Here is a 13,967-nt window from a genome sequence, read left to right as displayed (position 1 = left end):
CCTTGCGCTCAGATGTAGCGGCCCCACACACGGCGAGGCTGACGCCGTACGCGAGCAGATCGCCAGTCACGATCTTGCCGGAGAGATCGCTGAGGAACGCCCGGAGGGCTGTGACCTGGTGGGTGAGCGAGTACGATGACTCGCAATGTTGCCGAGGCGACCGCGAGGAGGTCCGATGGCTCAACGCCGATATTTCATTCGCGCAGTTGACTTCGCCGATGTGCTGGCCTATCTCGTAGTGCTCGGCCTCTTCGTGCAGTTCTTTCCCAAGGTGATCTCCGAGTCGTTCGCTCTGACGCTCCTGACTGCGCTCCTCATGAAACTCGCACTCGAAGTCATTACCCGGGCGGGGGTGCGCCTGGTGCTGGGCGAGAAACCGTAGTGGATCAGTTCGCCGCGTCACCCCAGTCGGCAGCGCGACGAGTCAGCGCCGCTGCCAGATACTCGAGACTTTCCCCTGATTCCGCGCGGCCGTAGGCGAGGCCCAGCAGGAAGGTCGTCAGTGGCGCCGCGGGTCGCGCCACCCCGTGCGCCACGTCGCGCGCCAGATCGAGCACCGTGCCGATAGAGATCTCGGCTGGGTCAAGGCCCAGTTCCTCCGCTGCCGCGCGTAGCCAGGCCTCGAGTGCCTCGGGCGGCAAGTGCGTGGGGTTTGACATAGACGTCTCCTCGGTCATCGTGCGGGCAAAATCTTCGGGGGTGTCGATGTCGGCGACGACATCAGCCGGGGCGTCTACACATCGCACCGTAATCGCCCGAAATGCATGACGAAGCGGGCGGCCGACCAGCTCGCCGGCTTCTTCGGCAGCGCAGATTCCCGCCCGGAGCGCGTTCGTCTCGTACCGGCCCGCGAGCCACTGCTCGCGACCATTGGGGTCGCGCAACACGATCGCCTGCGCGCCGGCGGGCGGCCACTCCTCCGCGAGGAGTCGTTCCACCACCTCTGCCGGGTTCACCAGGTCGCAGGAAAGCAGCAGCACGGAGCCGGCCGTGGTCGGATGAACTCCTGCGGAAAGCGCGACGAGCGGCCCACCGAGGCGGGGCGACTCTGTGACAAGCGTGCAGCCGTCGAGCCCGGAGCGCTCGGGGCTCACCACGATGATCTGACCGACGCCGGCTTCGCGGGCGGCGGCGACCACCCGATCCACGAGCCGCTCGCCGCGCACCACCAGCTCGGCCTTATCGACCCCGCCAAGGCGCGACCCGCGACCGCCTGCCAGGATGATCGCGTCGGGTGCGAGAATTACCACGACCCCAGCCTCCAGACCTCGACGGAGTCGCCCTCGTCTACGTCTCCTACGTGCTCAGGCACCCAGGCGAACCCCGCAGCCGCACCCTGCCCACCGACCGCGTGTGACACCGCGCGCGGGCTGACCGTCGGCTCGCACACCAGCCCGTTCTCGGCGAGACGCAGGCTCACCGGCAGCACCTGCGCCCGCCCTTCGGCGCCGCGCCACCCGACTGCCGCGGTGGCGGGAAGACGCAAGCGCGCGGTCGATCGGCGCCCCTGGGCAGCGAGCAACGCCGGGCGCACGAAGAGTTCGAAACCTACGGCCGCACTGACCGGGTTGCCGGGCAGGGCAAAGAGCCAGGCGCCGGAGCGGAGGCGCCCCGCGCACTGCGGTTGCCCGGGTTTCACCGCCACGCGAACCGCTGCGATCTCGGGTTCATTCTCCATAGCCATCCGCACCACGTCGTGGAGGCCCGGCCCAATGCCGCCGGTGGTGAGGATCACGTCGACCCGCTCCCCGAGCTCGTCCAGGGTTCGCCGCAGTCCCTCCACAGTGTCGCGACTCACGCGAACTTCTTCCGGCACGATGCCGAGCTCGCGCAGCAGGCCCCCTAGCAAGAGCGAGTTCGACTCCGGAATCTCACCGCGCCGCGGCGCCTGACCCGGTGGTACAAGTTCCGACCCTGTCACAATCACCGCCACCCGCGGGCGCGGGCGGACGAGCACCCGGTCGATCCCTGCTGCGGCGAGCGCAGAGAGCCGCAGTGGCCCCAGTTCGACACCGTCCTCGGCCATTGGGTCGCCCATCTTGCGATCCTCACCGCGCTGACGCACGTTCGCACCAACGTGCACGGCACGCACCACGCGCACCTCGGTTCGCGCCCATGGATTCCCGGCTTCGTCACCCAGGGTGATCTCCACGGGCACCACGGCGTCGGCGTCGCTCGGCACTGGCGCCCCGGTCATGATGCGGGCAGCTTCGCCCGGCTGAAGACTCGGGTTCTCGGAGCTGCCCGCCGCAACCTCGGCGACAACGCGCAGCGGCACCGGCCGCTCGACCATAGCGCCCGACACATCGGCGGCGCGAACCGCATAGCCATCCATTGCTGACGAATCCCACAGGGGCAAATCGTGACGCGCGGTCACCGCTTCTGCGAGCGTCAGCCCATGTGCTTCAGCGAGCGGAAGCTCGCGAACCGACAATAGCTCCGTTCGCGCCAGGATCCACTCGAGGTGTTCCGCCACGCTTCTCACGATCGCGCTCCTCGTCCGGTCACGAGCGGGTCCGTTTGCCTCGCCCCGTGATCGATGCTATCCAAGTACCATGTCCCGTATCGCCGCGCGTCGCCGCGTCACCCGTCTCACGATCGGAGAACCGGCCCGCATCGCGCCTGATTCGCTCGCCGTCGAAGAGCCGCTGGAGATCCGGGTGCACGGCCGCCCGTTGGCGATCACGATGCGCACCCCGGGCAGCGACTTCGAGCTCGCGGCAGGGTTTCTGGTATCCGAAGGCGTGATCCACCATCGCGAGCACTATGCAACCGCACGATATTGCGCGGGAGCGACGGCCGACGAGGGCAACACCTTCAACGTGCTCGACGTCGGACTCGCCCCGGGAGTCGCGCCCCCAGACCCCAGCCTCGAACGATCGTTTTACACCACCAGCTCCTGCGGCATCTGTGGCAAGGCCAGTATTGACGCGGTGCGCACGCAGTCGCACTTCGCGGTCGACGACGATCCACTCATGATCGACAGCTCTCGCATCGCCGAGTTTCCCGAGGCGTTGCGCGCGCAACAAGCCATTTTCGATCGCACCGGTGGCCTTCACGCTGCCGCGCTCTTCGACGGTGTGACCGGCAAAATGCTCGTGCTGCGCGAAGACGTCGGTCGGCACAATGCCGTCGACAAGGTCGTGGGGTGGGCACTTGAGAACGGGCGGATCCCCGCGCGTTCGTGCGTGCTGATGGTTTCGGGGCGTGCGAGCTTCGAGCTCACGCAGAAGGCGATGATGGCCGGCATTCCGATGCTCACCGCCGTCTCCGCGCCCTCTTCGCTGGCCGTCGACCTCGCCGAGGAAGCGGGAATCACTCTCGTGGGGTTCCTCCGCGGAAACTCGATGGTCGCCTACAGTCGCCCCGACCGGATCATTCACGGCGTCGCACCTGCACCCACCGATTCACACAACTCTCAGGTACCCTCGTCAGCACAGATTCATCCGTCAGCGCAGACATCCCCGTAGCCGCCAGGAAGGCTGAACGACATGACCCCAAACGCACCGCACGAGGACTTCTCGGACGCCGAGATGGAAGTCACTGAGCCCAAGCAGTATGCCGCGGGTATGGGCGGTGTGTTCCACTCGATGAAGCCCGCGCTCACCAACATGGGCGTAGGCCGCACGCTCAAACTGATGAGCAAGATCAACCACAAAGATGGCTTCGATTGCATGAGTTGCGCGTGGCCCGACCCAGACCACCGCAAGCTCGCCGAGTTCTGCGAGAACGGCGCGAAAGCGGTGACCTGGGAGGCAACGCCCCTGAAGATCTCGCGGGAGTTCTGGGCCGAGAACTCGCTCACCTCGCTCGAAGACAAGACCGAATACTGGCTCGGAATGCAGGGGCGCATCACCGAGCCCGTCTATAAGCCAGCCGGCTCGGACCACTACGAGCCCATCGACTGGGAGAGCGCGTTTCGCATCATCGCCGACCGCCTGAACGGCCTTGCCCACCCCGACGAGGCGGCGTTTTACACGAGCGGCCGCGCGTCAAACGAGGCAGCGTTCCTCTACCAACTTTTCGCACGCGTGCTCGGCACCAACAACCTGCCCGACTGCTCGAACATGTGCCACGAATCCACCGGGAGCGCGATGCAATACAGCGTCGGCATCGGCAAGTCGACCGTCGCATACAGCGACTTCCTCGAGTCCGACCTCATCATCATCATGGGCCAAAACCCGGGCACCAATCACCCCCGCATGCTCACCGCGCTGCAGGAGGCCAAGGAAAACGGCGCCAAGATCGTCGCCGTGAATCCGCTGCCGGAGGCGGGTCTCATTGGCTACAAAGACCCGCAAAAACTGCGCGGATACGTCGGGAAGCCCACGGCTATCGCCGATCAGTACCTGCAGATCCGGCTCGGCGGAGACATGGCGCTGCTGCAGGCGATCTCGAAGCGCGTGCTCGCCGCCGAGGCGGATCGGCCGGGTCAGGTGCTCGATCACGACTTCATCGCGCAGCACTGCGACGGGTTCGAGGCCTTCGCTGCGCACATCTCCCAGGTCGACGATCGCGAGGTCGAGCAGGCCACCGGCCTCACGGAAGCCCAGATCGACGAGCTCGCCGAACGGTATATGAGCTCCGACCGCGTCATCATCGCGTGGGCGATGGGCATCACCCAGCACCGCCGCGGGGTCGACACCATCAAGGAGATCATGAACCTGTTGCTGCTGCGCGGCAACATCGGCAAGCCCGGAGCCGGCGCATCCCCCGTGCGCGGGCATAGCAATGTGCAAGGGGACCGCACCATGGGGGTGTGGGAAAAGATGCCCGACTCGTTCCTCGACGCGCTCGGCACCGAGTTCGGCTTTGATCCTCCCCGCAAGCACGGCGTCGATGCCGTTGACGGGATCCGCGCCCTGAACGCGGGCCAGATCAAGGTGTGGGTGGGTCTCGGCGGCAACCTGATCGGGGCCATCTCCGACACTAACCTCGCCGAGGCCGCCATGCGCAAGGCGCGGCTCAGCGTGCAGTTCTCGACGAAACTCAACCGCTCGCACGTGGTCACGGGCGAGGAGGCCCTCATTTTGCCGGTGCTCGGGCGTACCGAGGTCGACCTGCAGCGCTCTGGCCCCCAGTACATTACCGTCGAAGACTCGGTGTGCGCGGTGCACGCCTCTCACGGGCAGATCCCGCCGATCGGGCCGAACGTGCGCTCCGAAATCGCGGTCGTCGCCGGTATGGCTCATGCCACGCTCGGCGATCGGCACGGGATCGACTGGCTCGGCATGATCGACAACTACGACACGATTCGGGATCACATCTCTCGCGTGGTTCCCGGTTGCGAAAACTTCAACGAGAAAACTCGCAGGCGCGACGGCTTCGTGCTGCCCAACGGCCCGCGCGATGAGCGCCGATTCGACACGGCGACGGGCAAGGCCCGCATCACTGTGAACGAGCTTGAGCCGGTCGCCTGCCCGCCTGGGCGGCTGCTCTTGCAGACGCTGCGCTCGCACGACCAGTTCAACACGACTATCTACAGCCTGAACGACCGGTATCGCGGGATCAAGAAGGGGCGCTCAGTGATATTCGTGCATCCCGATGATCTCGCCGAGCTCGGCCTCGAAGACGGGCAGACGGTCGATATCTTCAGCGAGTGGAAAGACGAGCCGGACCGGGTGCTGCGGGGCTTCCGCACCGTTGCGTTCCCCACCGCTCGCGGCTGCGCGGCGGCCTACTTTCCCGAGGCTAATGTGCTCGTGCCGCTCGACAGCACCGCGCTCGAGAGCAACACTCCCGTGTCGAAAGCGGTCGTGATCCGCCTTGAAGCCTCAGACACTCCGGTGGGCGTGGGCCGACCGGCCACCCACTAGCGCGGTGAAGACCCGGCTCCGCTGGTCACGCGCGTTGAGGGTGTGTGCCCTGGGGCTTACGCTGGCCGCCACGGGGTGCGCTGCTGGTGGCGCGGCTCCCGAGGCCGTCGAGCCCACGAGCAGCACGGCGATCCGCATCGCCGCGGCGGCGTCCCTCGAACCCGTACTTGCCGAGCTCGCCGCCGCCTTCGAACGCGAACATGATGAGTATTCGATCGCGACGCCCACGTTTGACGGGTCGGCCTTGCTCGCAACGCAGATTGTCGCGGGGGCACCGTTCGACGTGTTTCTCGCGGCGGATCAGCACACCATGCAGCAGGTCACCGACGCAGGCATCCTCGACGCTCCCGCACGTTCTTTCGCCGCCAACTCCCTTGAGGTCGCGGTGGCACCGGGCAACCCGCTCAGCATCACTACGCTGCGCGACCTCGTCGCTCCCGCAGAGAATGGGGAACTGCCTGTCGTGGTCATGTGCGCCGAGCAGGTGCCGTGCGGGGCTGCAGCACGCCAGTTGCTTGACCGCGATCGCGTGACGCTGCGCGCCGCCAGCGAAGAACAGAACGTTACCGCGGTGCTGCGTCGGGTAGTCGATGGGTACGCTGACGCAGGCATCGTCTACCGCACGGACGTGCTGTACGCGAGTGATGCCGTCGACGGTGTGCCGATTCCCGACGCGGAGGACGCGGCCACGGTGTACCAGGTGGGAGTGCTGAGGGATGCCCGCGATATCGCGGCGTCCAGAGCCTTCGCGGGCTTCCTGCTCTCTGCTGACGCGCAGGCATTGCTGCGTACCCACAAATTCGGTGCGGCATGAATCCGCGCAGACGGGTCATCGACCCCCGAGGTATCCCCGCAGCCCTCGTGGCTCCTGCCCTCTTCGGTGCCGCAGTCCTCATTCTTCCTATCCTTGCGCTCCTCCTGCGTATCAACTGGCAGGCGCTTCCCGAGACCCTGCTGGCTCCCGAAACCGCGAGCGCACTTGGCCTCTCCCTCGCGACCGCCGCGCTCGCAACCCTGTGCTGCGTTGCGCTCGGCGTGCCTCTCGCCGTTGTGATTGCGCGCACCTCGGGGATGCTGTCTGGCATCCTGCGCGGCCTCGTCACGCTGCCCCTCGTTCTGCCGCCACTCGTCGGCGGTCTGGCACTCCTCACGCTCTTCGGCACGGGCGGACCCATCGGTGATGCCCTCGCCGAAATCGGCATTCGCCTGCCGTTCACCACCGTGGCCGTCGTGCTGGCTCAGGTGTTCGTGGCGCTGCCGTTTCTGGTCATCTCGGTTGAAGGATCGCTGCGCGCGCTCGATCCGGCCACGGAGGAGGCTGCCGCGACCCTCGGCGCGTCGCCCATCGTCGTGCTGTTTCGCATCACCCTGCCGATCATCGCACCCGGACTCATCGCCGGCGTGATCCTCAGCTTCACTCGCGCGTTAGGGGAATTCGGCGCCACCGCTCTATTCGCGGGCAACGTGGCGGGGTCGACGCGCACTATTCCCCTCGCTATCTACAGCGCCTTCAACGGGGCCGGCGTCGCGCAAGATGTTGCACTCGCCCTCTCCCTCGTGCTCATCGTCACATCGGTCACGGTGCTCGTGCTGCTGGGCGCACGCACTGCGAGACTCTCGTGAGTTCCGGTGTTAGGGTGAGACGCTCAAGGGGGTCGTGATGCGTGAACAACTGGGAGTGCCCGGTGTGCGCGATGCCCGCAACAGGCCCCTGCACGACCTGCGCATCTCTGTCACCGATCGCTGCAACTTTCGCTGCGTCTACTGTATGCCGCGCGATGTCTTCGGCGCCGACTATGCGTTCCTCTCGAGGTCCGCCCTGCTGAGCTTCGACGAGATTATGCGGGTTGCCAGAGCCGCTGTCTCGCTGGGCGTCGACAAGATCAGGCTTACCGGGGGTGAACCTCTGCTGCGCCCGGGTATCGAAGACCTGATCGCCCGGTTGGCGCGCTTGCGCACGCCGGACGGGAGACCGCTCGATCTCGCGCTTACCACCAACGGTACCGCGCTGCGCCTGAAGGCCCAGTCGCTCAAGGATGCGGGGCTCACCCGCGTGAGCGTCTCGCTCGACTCACTCGACCCGGAGCGCTTTCAACGGATCGCCGACGTGCGTATTTCGCTCTCGGCGGTGCTCGACGGCATTACCGCGGCGGCGGACGCCGGGCTTGGCCCGATCAAGGTGAACACGGTCATCACCCGAGGCGTGAATGATGATGAGGTCATTTCGCTTGCAGAGCATTTCCGCGGAACGGGTCAGATCCTGCGATTCATCGAGTTCATGGATGTCGGGAACACCAATGGGTGGAATCTCGATGCTGTGGTGCCCTCCGCCGAGATCGTGCGCCAAATCTCAGCCGTCTACCCCCTCGAACCGAGCGCGCCGACCCGTGAGGGCGAGACGGCATCGCGCTGGCGCTATGTCGACGGCGCCGGAGAGATCGGTGTCATTTCGAGTGTCTCTCAGGCCTTCTGCGGTACCTGTTCGCGGGCCAGGCTCTCAGCAGAAGGCAAACTCTTCACCTGTCTTTTTGCTACCGAGGGAGTGGATCTACGGGCCATCCTTCGCGAGTCCGCAGGCGACGATGCGGTTCGCGCGGCACTTGCCGGCATCTGGGGGCGGCGAGCTGACCGATACTCGGAGCTCCGATCCACTATCAACGCATCGAAACGGCCCCGGATCGAGATGTCGTACATCGGCGGATAGCCCTACATACCCACCCATTCGCTCAGCCCGTCGTCGAACGACTGCCGCTTCCATATGGGCACCTCGGTTTTAATGCGGTGGATCAGCGCCTCGAGGGCGCCGAACGCCGCCGCCCGGTGCGGCGAAGCGGCGGCGGCGGCCAGCGCCACATCGCCAATTCCGAGGGTACCGAATCGGTGCGCGGCCGCGAGTCGCACACCGGTGCGCTCCTGCTCCGCCGCGACGCACTCGGCAAGCAGACGTTCCGCCTCGGGGTGCGCTTGGTACTCAAGCTGACGTACTCCCCGACCCTGATCGTGATTACGCACGACACCGTGAAACACCAAGACGGCCCCAGATTCCGGGTGTTCAACTGCTGCGCGCACCGCCGCTTCATCGAGCGGAGCATCGATCACGTGGGCGTATACCGTCGGGATCCCCGCGTCAGGCATGGGTAACCTCCCGCTCGCCAGTCTCTTGAGGCAACACCTGAACCTCCTGCATCCGAGCATGCAGCGCTTCGTAGATCAGCACTCGCCCGATCAGCGGATCGCCGAGGCCCGTGATGAGCTTCAGCGCCTCGGTGGCGAGCAGCGACCCGATGGTTCCGCAGAGGCTCGGCAATACTCCACCCTGGGCGCAGTCGATCCCCGCGACCGGTGGTTCAGGAAACACATCTCGGTACCCCGCACCGTAGCGGTGCCAGGCCACACTGAGTTGACCCGAATACTGCTGAATCGCGCCCCACACCGCGGGCATATCGTGCGAACGTGCCGCGTCGTCGGTGAGGTAGCGGGTGTCGAAGTTGTCGCTGCCGTCGATCACGAGGTCGTACTCAGCGAAGAGTTCTGCAGCGTTCTCCGCGGTGAGGCGAAGCTGGTGTCGGTTGACCCGGACGTCTGGGTTCAGCGCCTCAAGCGCCTCGGCAAGCGAATCGACCTTGGGTCGCCCGACCGTCGCGGTGCGGTGGGCCACCTGACGATGCAGATTGGAAAGCTCGACCACGTCGTCGTCAACGAGTCCGATCGTGCCCACTCCGGCGCCCGCCAACAGCGGTGCGGTCGTGCACCCCAGGCCACCCGCGCCGACAATCAGCACTCGCGCACCTGCCACGCGCCGCTGCGCTTCCTCACCAAATTCAGGCAGCACCAGTTGACGGGCGACCCGAGCCGAGTCAAAGGGGCGCGGGCCGTTCACGGGTGCAACCAACGGGCCCGGCCGCACCGCTTTTTGGGAGTACATACGACCAGTCTATGAGCCGCTCCGCCGGTGCCCTCCAGTACCATGAGGGCATGCCTCACTTCACTGTTCGCTACTTCGCTGCCGCGGCCGATGCCGCGCTCTGCGAGGCCGAAACATGGGAGCTTCCCGACGGAAGTACGGTGGGCGAGCTGCGAGACCGGTTGACCGAGCGCTACGGTCGCCCCATGTTTCGAGTGCTGCAATCTGGGTCGTTTCTGGTCGATGGCAGGGTGCAACGAGACGGCACCACTCCGCTCACAGGCAGCACCATCGATGTGCTCCCTGCGTTTGCCGGCGGCTGAGCGTGCGCACACTTGCCGAACATCAGCGCGACCTAGATTCGCTGCTCGAACCGATACTTGCGGTCCTCGGCACCCGTTCTGAGCTCCTCCCCATCGACGACCCCTTTCTGGTGGGTCGGGTGAGTGCCGCGGAACTCACCTCTGCGACCGACCTGCCCCCGTTCGAAAACTCCCAAATGGACGGGTACGCGGTGCGAACGGCAGATTTCGCGCACAGCCCCGAGCGCGTCCAGTCCCAGACTGGAGCTGCGGGATCCACCCGCCTACTCATCGGCGCGGTCACTGCGGCAGGCGACCCACCCGCGGCTCATCCGCCTGGTTTCGCCATGCCCGTGATGACGGGGGCACCGATCCCGCTTGGCGCCGACGCGGTGATCCCGATCGAGCAGGCGGATCCGCCTCGCTTCGGCGCACTGCGCGGCACTGACGCGCGACCTGCCAGTGTAAGTTTCGCCGCTGCACCACCGACGGGTCAGTTCATCCGCCATCAGGGCGAGGACCTGCGGTCGGGGTCGATCGTGCTGCGGGCGGGAGTGCGGATCACCCCCGCCCGCATCGGTCTGCTCGCTGCCGCTGGCATCGCGGCAGTGCCGGTGCGCCCCCGGCTTCGGGTGTTGCTCATCACCACAGGCGACGAGCTCACGCCGCCCGGCGAGTCGCTCGCCCCCGGCCGAATCACCGATGCCAGCACACCGTTGCTCGCGGCGGCGCTGCGCGAGGTGGAGGCTCTGGTCACCACCGAGCGGGTGCCAGACCAGCCGAGTCGCCTGCTGGCTGTGCTGCGGAAGCATGCCGGCAGGCACGACCTGGTGGTGACCTCGGGTGGCATCAGCGCGGGCGCCTTCGAGGTGGTGCGGGAGGCGCTCGATCCGCTCGGGGTGACGTTCGCGAGCATCGCCTTACAACCGGGCGGGCCGCAGGGGTGGGGCACACTTTTGCTCGACGGCGCGCAGATTCCCGTGCTGTGCTTTCCCGGAAATCCGGTCAGTTCGGCGCTCTCGCTCGAGCTCTTTCTCCTGCCGCACCTGCGTCGATACGCGGGACAGCCCGCTGCCCTCCCGGTCGCGCACCTGCCGCTCGCGCACGCCATCGACTCGCCCGTGCACAAGCATCAGGTGCGGCGCGGCCGCCTCGATGCCGATGGCCGGGTACACCTGGGCGCCCCGGGATCTCACCTACTTGCAGATCTTGCCGAGGCGGAGGTGCTCGCCCACGTTCCGTTGGGTGTCAGTCATCTGCCCGCCGACACCCCCATCGAAGTCTGGAGACTCAGTGTCTGACACCCCCGCCTCGCTCACTCACCTGCGCGCCGACGGCAGCGCACACATGGTCGATGTGACCGACAAAGCAGAAACAACGCGCACGGCCACCGCCGAGGCGTTCGTGAAAACTCAGCTCGACGTGCTCGATCGACTCATCTCGGGTGATCTCCCCAAAGGTGAAGCACTCGGCACGGCTCGCATCGCAGGCATCATGGCGGCTAAGCGCACCCCCGACCTCATTCCCCTGTGCCATCCGCTGCCGCTCTCGCGAGTGACCGTCGATTTTGCCCGCGACGAGCATCATCTGCGTATCACCGCGACCGTCAAGACGCGCGGCGTCACCGGGGTCGAGATGGAGGCCCTCACCGCTGCGAGCGTTGCGGCACTCACGGTGTACGACATGATCAAGGCAGTGGATCGGCACGCCGAGATCGGCGGCATCCGCGTTGTGTCGAAATCCGGCGGCAAGAGCGGCGACTGGGAAATTTCGTGACCGAGCTTCACCCCGAACTCCGCAACCCGAAGTCGCCCGCAACCCCGGCGAAGGCGCTCGTCATCGTCGCCTCGACGCGCGCCGCAGCCGGTGAGGCAGAAGACACGACCGGCCCGGAAATCTGCCGCTGGCTTCAGGGCCGCGGGTTCGCGGTGTCAGGCCCAGTGGTCGTGGCCGATGGGGAGCCGGTCGGGGAGGCCGCGCGAGCAGCACTCGTGCCGGCCGAGCCTGTCGGGTCAGCCGGATCAGTTGGATCTGCCGCAATAGCCGCGTCGCCCCCCACTGTGATCCTGATTACCGGAGGCACCGGGGTCTCAGCGAGCGATCGCACCCCCGAGATGGTCGGCCCGCTGCTCGATCTGCAGGTTCCCGGACTCATCGAAGAGTTGCGCAGACGCGGGACCGCGAAGACTCCGGGCGCCGCCCTCACCCGTGGCGTCGCGGGGTTCGCCGGGGCAACGTTCATCATGACGCTTCCCGGCTCCCCCGGAGGGGTGAGAGACGGGCTCGAAATCCTCGAAGAGGTGCTCGACCACCTCCTCGCGCAACGCCAGGGCCGTTCAGAATCCCATCCCTGAGTCGCTCAATCGTGCACATAATCCAGCAAGCGGCAGCGGCGTCGGCAGACGTCATCATTGACGGGCCTGTCAACCTTGGCACTGCCGACAGCTATGGGGTGCTTGGGTCGAGCACGATTACGAACACGGGCCCCACGGTCGTCAGCGGCGATGTGGGCCTCTACTCAGGAACTTCGATCACTGGCTTTGGCGGGGCGCCCGATGGGCAAATTGTTAACGGCACCCTGCATCAGACCGATGCTCACGCCCAAAGCCGCGTGGTTCTTCGGCATTTTCCTGTATCTCGATGAGAACCTCGGCGGCAGTCAACGGGCGTCTCACGCGCTGCGGCCGCACGGCAAGGTCAGAGCGTGTGCAGACGGCTGATCGGGGTGGAAACCACCTCGCGCGCGTTGCGCACGGCCGCCTCGGAATCGGCATCGTAGAAGCACAGGCACTTCTGCGTGTCTTCACGAACGTAGGTACGCAGGAACGCGACATCGTCGAGGGTGTCGTACAGCGGAGTCTTCGCCTGCTTCGACGCGAGGTACTTATCCATCGTGATCTCCTCGGGGATGTCCCACTCCACGAGGTAGCCAGCGCCCGCGCCCTGCGCGCGAACCTCGTCGACGGTCGTGCCAATCAGACGCACCGGCACAGCCGGGCTGATGCTCTCCACTCCGTCCAGCGTGAGGTCATCCAGCACGACTCCCGCACAATCGTCACCCTCAAGGATCAGAAACGCGCGCTCGAATGATGCCGGCACTTGCGCCTCGACCAGTTCGCCGCCAGAGACGCTGTAGTGAGACGCAATCCGCTGAATGAGCGCATCCACCTCATCACGGCTCTCGACGGCTAGCTCAGCCTCGACAAGAAATAATCCCATGTTTCCGGTTCCTTTCACACACACCCGCACCAGACAGATCTGTCTGTTTTGATCAGATTACTCGATGAGTCTCGGATTTCCGCCGATAGCAGCCGAGCCGCGTTGCACGCCGTAACATGAGAGGGTGCGCACGCTGACCCCGGCCCCCGATCGCCTCCTCGACACTGCCAGCACGCTCTTCGCGAGAGAGGGCATTCGCAGCATTGGAATCGACCGCATCCTTTCCGAAGCGGGGGTCGCGAAAGCCACCATGTACCAGGCGTTCGGCTCCAAGGAGGCACTCATCGTCGCGTACCTAGAGCGACGAGACGCAACCGACCGTCAGGCCTATCGAGCTCACACCGCGAAGTTGCGCCCGGGCGTCGATCACGTGCTCGCTTCCTTCGACCTGGCCGAGAGGGCTGCCCTGGCGGGGAATTTCACCGGCTGTATTTACGCGAACGCCCTGAACGAGTTTCCCGACCCAGAGCTCCCGATCGCCGCGGCAGTGCGCAGCCACCGCGACTGGGTGCGGGAGCAATGGCTCAATGCGATCGGAGAGCGTGAGTCCGGTGAGGCACTGGCCGACCAGATCCAGATTCTCTATGACGGCTGCCTGCTCGGCACCAAGGTCGCGCGAACAGTGGCCCCGATCACCCTCGCCCGCAACATGGCACGCGACCTCATTGAGGTGACACGGACACAAGTGGCATAACTTGAGCAACTGGGTGGCATTATGTAACGTAA

General features: G+C 66.0%; 17 protein-coding genes. 12 read left to right on the top strand and 5 right to left on the bottom strand.

The annotated features are described in order from the left end of the window. The first annotated feature begins 175 nt into the window (after positions 1-175). Complete coding sequence (locus ACTNFJ_RS11600; protein WP_435906428.1) at positions 176-382, top strand: hypothetical protein; 207 nt, start codon at positions 176-178, stop codon at positions 380-382. Between the two features lie 4 nt (positions 383-386). Here the strand turns inward: ACTNFJ_RS11600 and ACTNFJ_RS11595 are convergent, their stop codons facing one another. Beyond that, complete coding sequence (locus ACTNFJ_RS11595) at positions 387-1,250, bottom strand: NTP transferase domain-containing protein (RefSeq protein WP_435906427.1); 864 nt, start codon at positions 1,248-1,250, stop codon at positions 387-389. Continuing rightward, complete coding sequence (locus ACTNFJ_RS11590; RefSeq protein WP_435906426.1) at positions 1,244-2,485, bottom strand: molybdopterin molybdotransferase MoeA; 1,242 nt, start codon at positions 2,483-2,485, stop codon at positions 1,244-1,246. The genes ACTNFJ_RS11595 and ACTNFJ_RS11590 overlap by 7 nt, the downstream gene beginning before the upstream one ends. A 70-nt stretch (positions 2,486-2,555) precedes the next feature. Between ACTNFJ_RS11590 and fdhD the strand changes: the two genes are divergently transcribed. From fdhD to moaA, 5 genes are read left to right on the top strand one after another with little or no spacing between them, the layout of a single operon-like run. Beyond that, positions 2,556-3,470, top strand: a complete 915-nt coding sequence (fdhD, locus tag ACTNFJ_RS11585; protein ID WP_435906425.1) for a formate dehydrogenase accessory sulfurtransferase FdhD — start codon at positions 2,556-2,558, stop codon at positions 3,468-3,470. A 21-nt stretch (positions 3,471-3,491) separates the two neighbouring features. After that, the gene (locus tag ACTNFJ_RS11580; protein ID WP_435906424.1) at positions 3,492-5,816 is read left to right on the top strand and encodes an FdhF/YdeP family oxidoreductase; all 2,325 of its coding nucleotides are present in this window, start codon (positions 3,492-3,494) and stop codon (positions 5,814-5,816) included. A gap of 4 nt (positions 5,817-5,820) precedes the next feature. Continuing rightward, the gene (gene modA, locus ACTNFJ_RS11575) at positions 5,821-6,630 is read left to right on the top strand and encodes a molybdate ABC transporter substrate-binding protein (RefSeq protein WP_435906423.1); all 810 of its coding nucleotides are present in this window, start codon (positions 5,821-5,823) and stop codon (positions 6,628-6,630) included. Continuing rightward, positions 6,627-7,439: an ABC transporter permease gene (locus ACTNFJ_RS11570; protein ID WP_435906422.1), complete on the top strand. Its 813-nt coding sequence runs from the start codon at positions 6,627-6,629 to the stop codon at positions 7,437-7,439. The genes modA and ACTNFJ_RS11570 overlap by 4 nt, the downstream gene beginning before the upstream one ends. 37 nt (positions 7,440-7,476) lie before the next feature. Beyond that, positions 7,477-8,520 (top strand): GTP 3',8-cyclase MoaA, encoded by a 1,044-nt coding sequence (moaA, locus tag ACTNFJ_RS11565; protein WP_435906421.1) that lies wholly within the window; start codon positions 7,477-7,479, stop codon positions 8,518-8,520. Between the two features lie 2 nt (positions 8,521-8,522). Here the strand turns inward: moaA and ACTNFJ_RS11560 are convergent, their stop codons facing one another. Then, on the bottom strand, positions 8,523-8,951 hold the full coding sequence (locus tag ACTNFJ_RS11560; protein ID WP_435906420.1) for a molybdenum cofactor biosynthesis protein MoaE: 429 nt from the start codon (positions 8,949-8,951) through the stop codon (positions 8,523-8,525). Next, positions 8,944-9,741 carry a HesA/MoeB/ThiF family protein gene (locus tag ACTNFJ_RS11555; protein ID WP_435906419.1) on the bottom strand — a complete coding sequence of 266 codons (798 nt, stop codon included), beginning with the start codon at positions 9,739-9,741 and terminating at the stop codon, positions 8,944-8,946. Before ACTNFJ_RS11555 ends, ACTNFJ_RS11560 begins: the two co-directional genes overlap by 8 nt. Before the next feature lie 50 nt (positions 9,742-9,791). Between ACTNFJ_RS11555 and ACTNFJ_RS11550 the strand changes: the two genes are divergently transcribed. The 5 genes from ACTNFJ_RS11550 to ACTNFJ_RS11530 are packed head-to-tail and all read left to right on the top strand — an operon-like array spanning position 9,792 to position 12,666. After that, a complete protein-coding gene (locus tag ACTNFJ_RS11550) occupies positions 9,792-10,043 on the top strand; it encodes a MoaD/ThiS family protein (RefSeq protein WP_435906418.1) in 252 nt (83 codons plus the stop codon). Between the two features lie 2 nt (positions 10,044-10,045). Beyond that, positions 10,046-11,323: a molybdopterin molybdotransferase MoeA gene (locus ACTNFJ_RS11545; protein ID WP_435906417.1), complete on the top strand. Its 1,278-nt coding sequence runs from the start codon at positions 10,046-10,048 to the stop codon at positions 11,321-11,323. 46 nt (positions 11,324-11,369) lie between these two features. Beyond that, entirely contained in the window at positions 11,370-11,798 is a 429-nt protein-coding gene (gene moaC, locus ACTNFJ_RS11540; protein ID WP_444711817.1) for a cyclic pyranopterin monophosphate synthase MoaC, read from the top strand. Beyond that, positions 11,795-12,376: a MogA/MoaB family molybdenum cofactor biosynthesis protein gene (locus ACTNFJ_RS11535; RefSeq protein ID WP_435906415.1), complete on the top strand. Its 582-nt coding sequence runs from the start codon at positions 11,795-11,797 to the stop codon at positions 12,374-12,376. The genes moaC and ACTNFJ_RS11535 overlap by 4 nt, the downstream gene beginning before the upstream one ends. 11 nt (positions 12,377-12,387) lie before the next feature. Then, positions 12,388-12,666: an ice-binding family protein gene (locus tag ACTNFJ_RS11530; protein WP_435906414.1), complete on the top strand. Its 279-nt coding sequence runs from the start codon at positions 12,388-12,390 to the stop codon at positions 12,664-12,666. Positions 12,667-12,719: 53 nt separating this feature from the next. Here the strand turns inward: ACTNFJ_RS11530 and ACTNFJ_RS11525 are convergent, their stop codons facing one another. After that, positions 12,720-13,241 carry a DUF4242 domain-containing protein gene (locus ACTNFJ_RS11525; RefSeq protein WP_435906413.1) on the bottom strand — a complete coding sequence of 174 codons (522 nt, stop codon included), beginning with the start codon at positions 13,239-13,241 and terminating at the stop codon, positions 12,720-12,722. Positions 13,242-13,365: 124 nt separating this feature from the next. On the opposite strand from ACTNFJ_RS11525, the gene ACTNFJ_RS11520 reads away from it, so the two are divergent. Next, positions 13,366-13,935, top strand: a complete 570-nt coding sequence (locus ACTNFJ_RS11520) for a TetR/AcrR family transcriptional regulator (protein ID WP_435906412.1) — start codon at positions 13,366-13,368, stop codon at positions 13,933-13,935. Positions 13,936-13,967 lie beyond the last annotated feature (32 nt).

Origin of the sequence: Leucobacter shiyiweii (assembly GCF_052446065.1) — a bacterium.
Lineage (GTDB): Bacteria > Actinomycetota > Actinomycetes > Actinomycetales > Microbacteriaceae > Leucobacter.
This window is presented reverse-complemented; position numbering and strand designations above follow the sequence as displayed.

Excerpts from the sequence above, each read along its gene's own strand:
- ACTNFJ_RS11570 (WP_435906422.1), top strand. The coding sequence starts at position 6,627 with ATGAATCCGCGCAGACGGGTCATCGACCCCCGAGGTATCCCCGCAGCC.
- ACTNFJ_RS11550 (WP_435906418.1), top strand. The coding sequence starts at position 9,792 with ATGCCTCACTTCACTGTTCGCTACTTCGCTGCCGCGGCCGATGCCGCG.
- ACTNFJ_RS11525 (WP_435906413.1), bottom strand. The coding sequence starts at position 13,241 with ATGGGATTATTTCTTGTCGAGGCTGAGCTAGCCGTCGAGAGCCGTGAT.
- fdhD (WP_435906425.1), top strand. The coding sequence starts at position 2,556 with ATGTCCCGTATCGCCGCGCGTCGCCGCGTCACCCGTCTCACGATCGGA.
- ACTNFJ_RS11600 (WP_435906428.1), top strand. The coding sequence starts at position 176 with ATGGCTCAACGCCGATATTTCATTCGCGCAGTTGACTTCGCCGATGTG.
- ACTNFJ_RS11555 (WP_435906419.1), bottom strand. The coding sequence starts at position 9,741 with ATGTACTCCCAAAAAGCGGTGCGGCCGGGCCCGTTGGTTGCACCCGTG.
- ACTNFJ_RS11560 (WP_435906420.1), bottom strand. The coding sequence starts at position 8,951 with ATGCCTGACGCGGGGATCCCGACGGTATACGCCCACGTGATCGATGCT.
- moaC (WP_444711817.1), top strand. The coding sequence starts at position 11,370 with ATGGTCGATGTGACCGACAAAGCAGAAACAACGCGCACGGCCACCGCC.
- ACTNFJ_RS11580 (WP_435906424.1), top strand. The coding sequence starts at position 3,492 with ATGACCCCAAACGCACCGCACGAGGACTTCTCGGACGCCGAGATGGAA.
- moaA (WP_435906421.1), top strand. The coding sequence starts at position 7,477 with ATGCGTGAACAACTGGGAGTGCCCGGTGTGCGCGATGCCCGCAACAGG.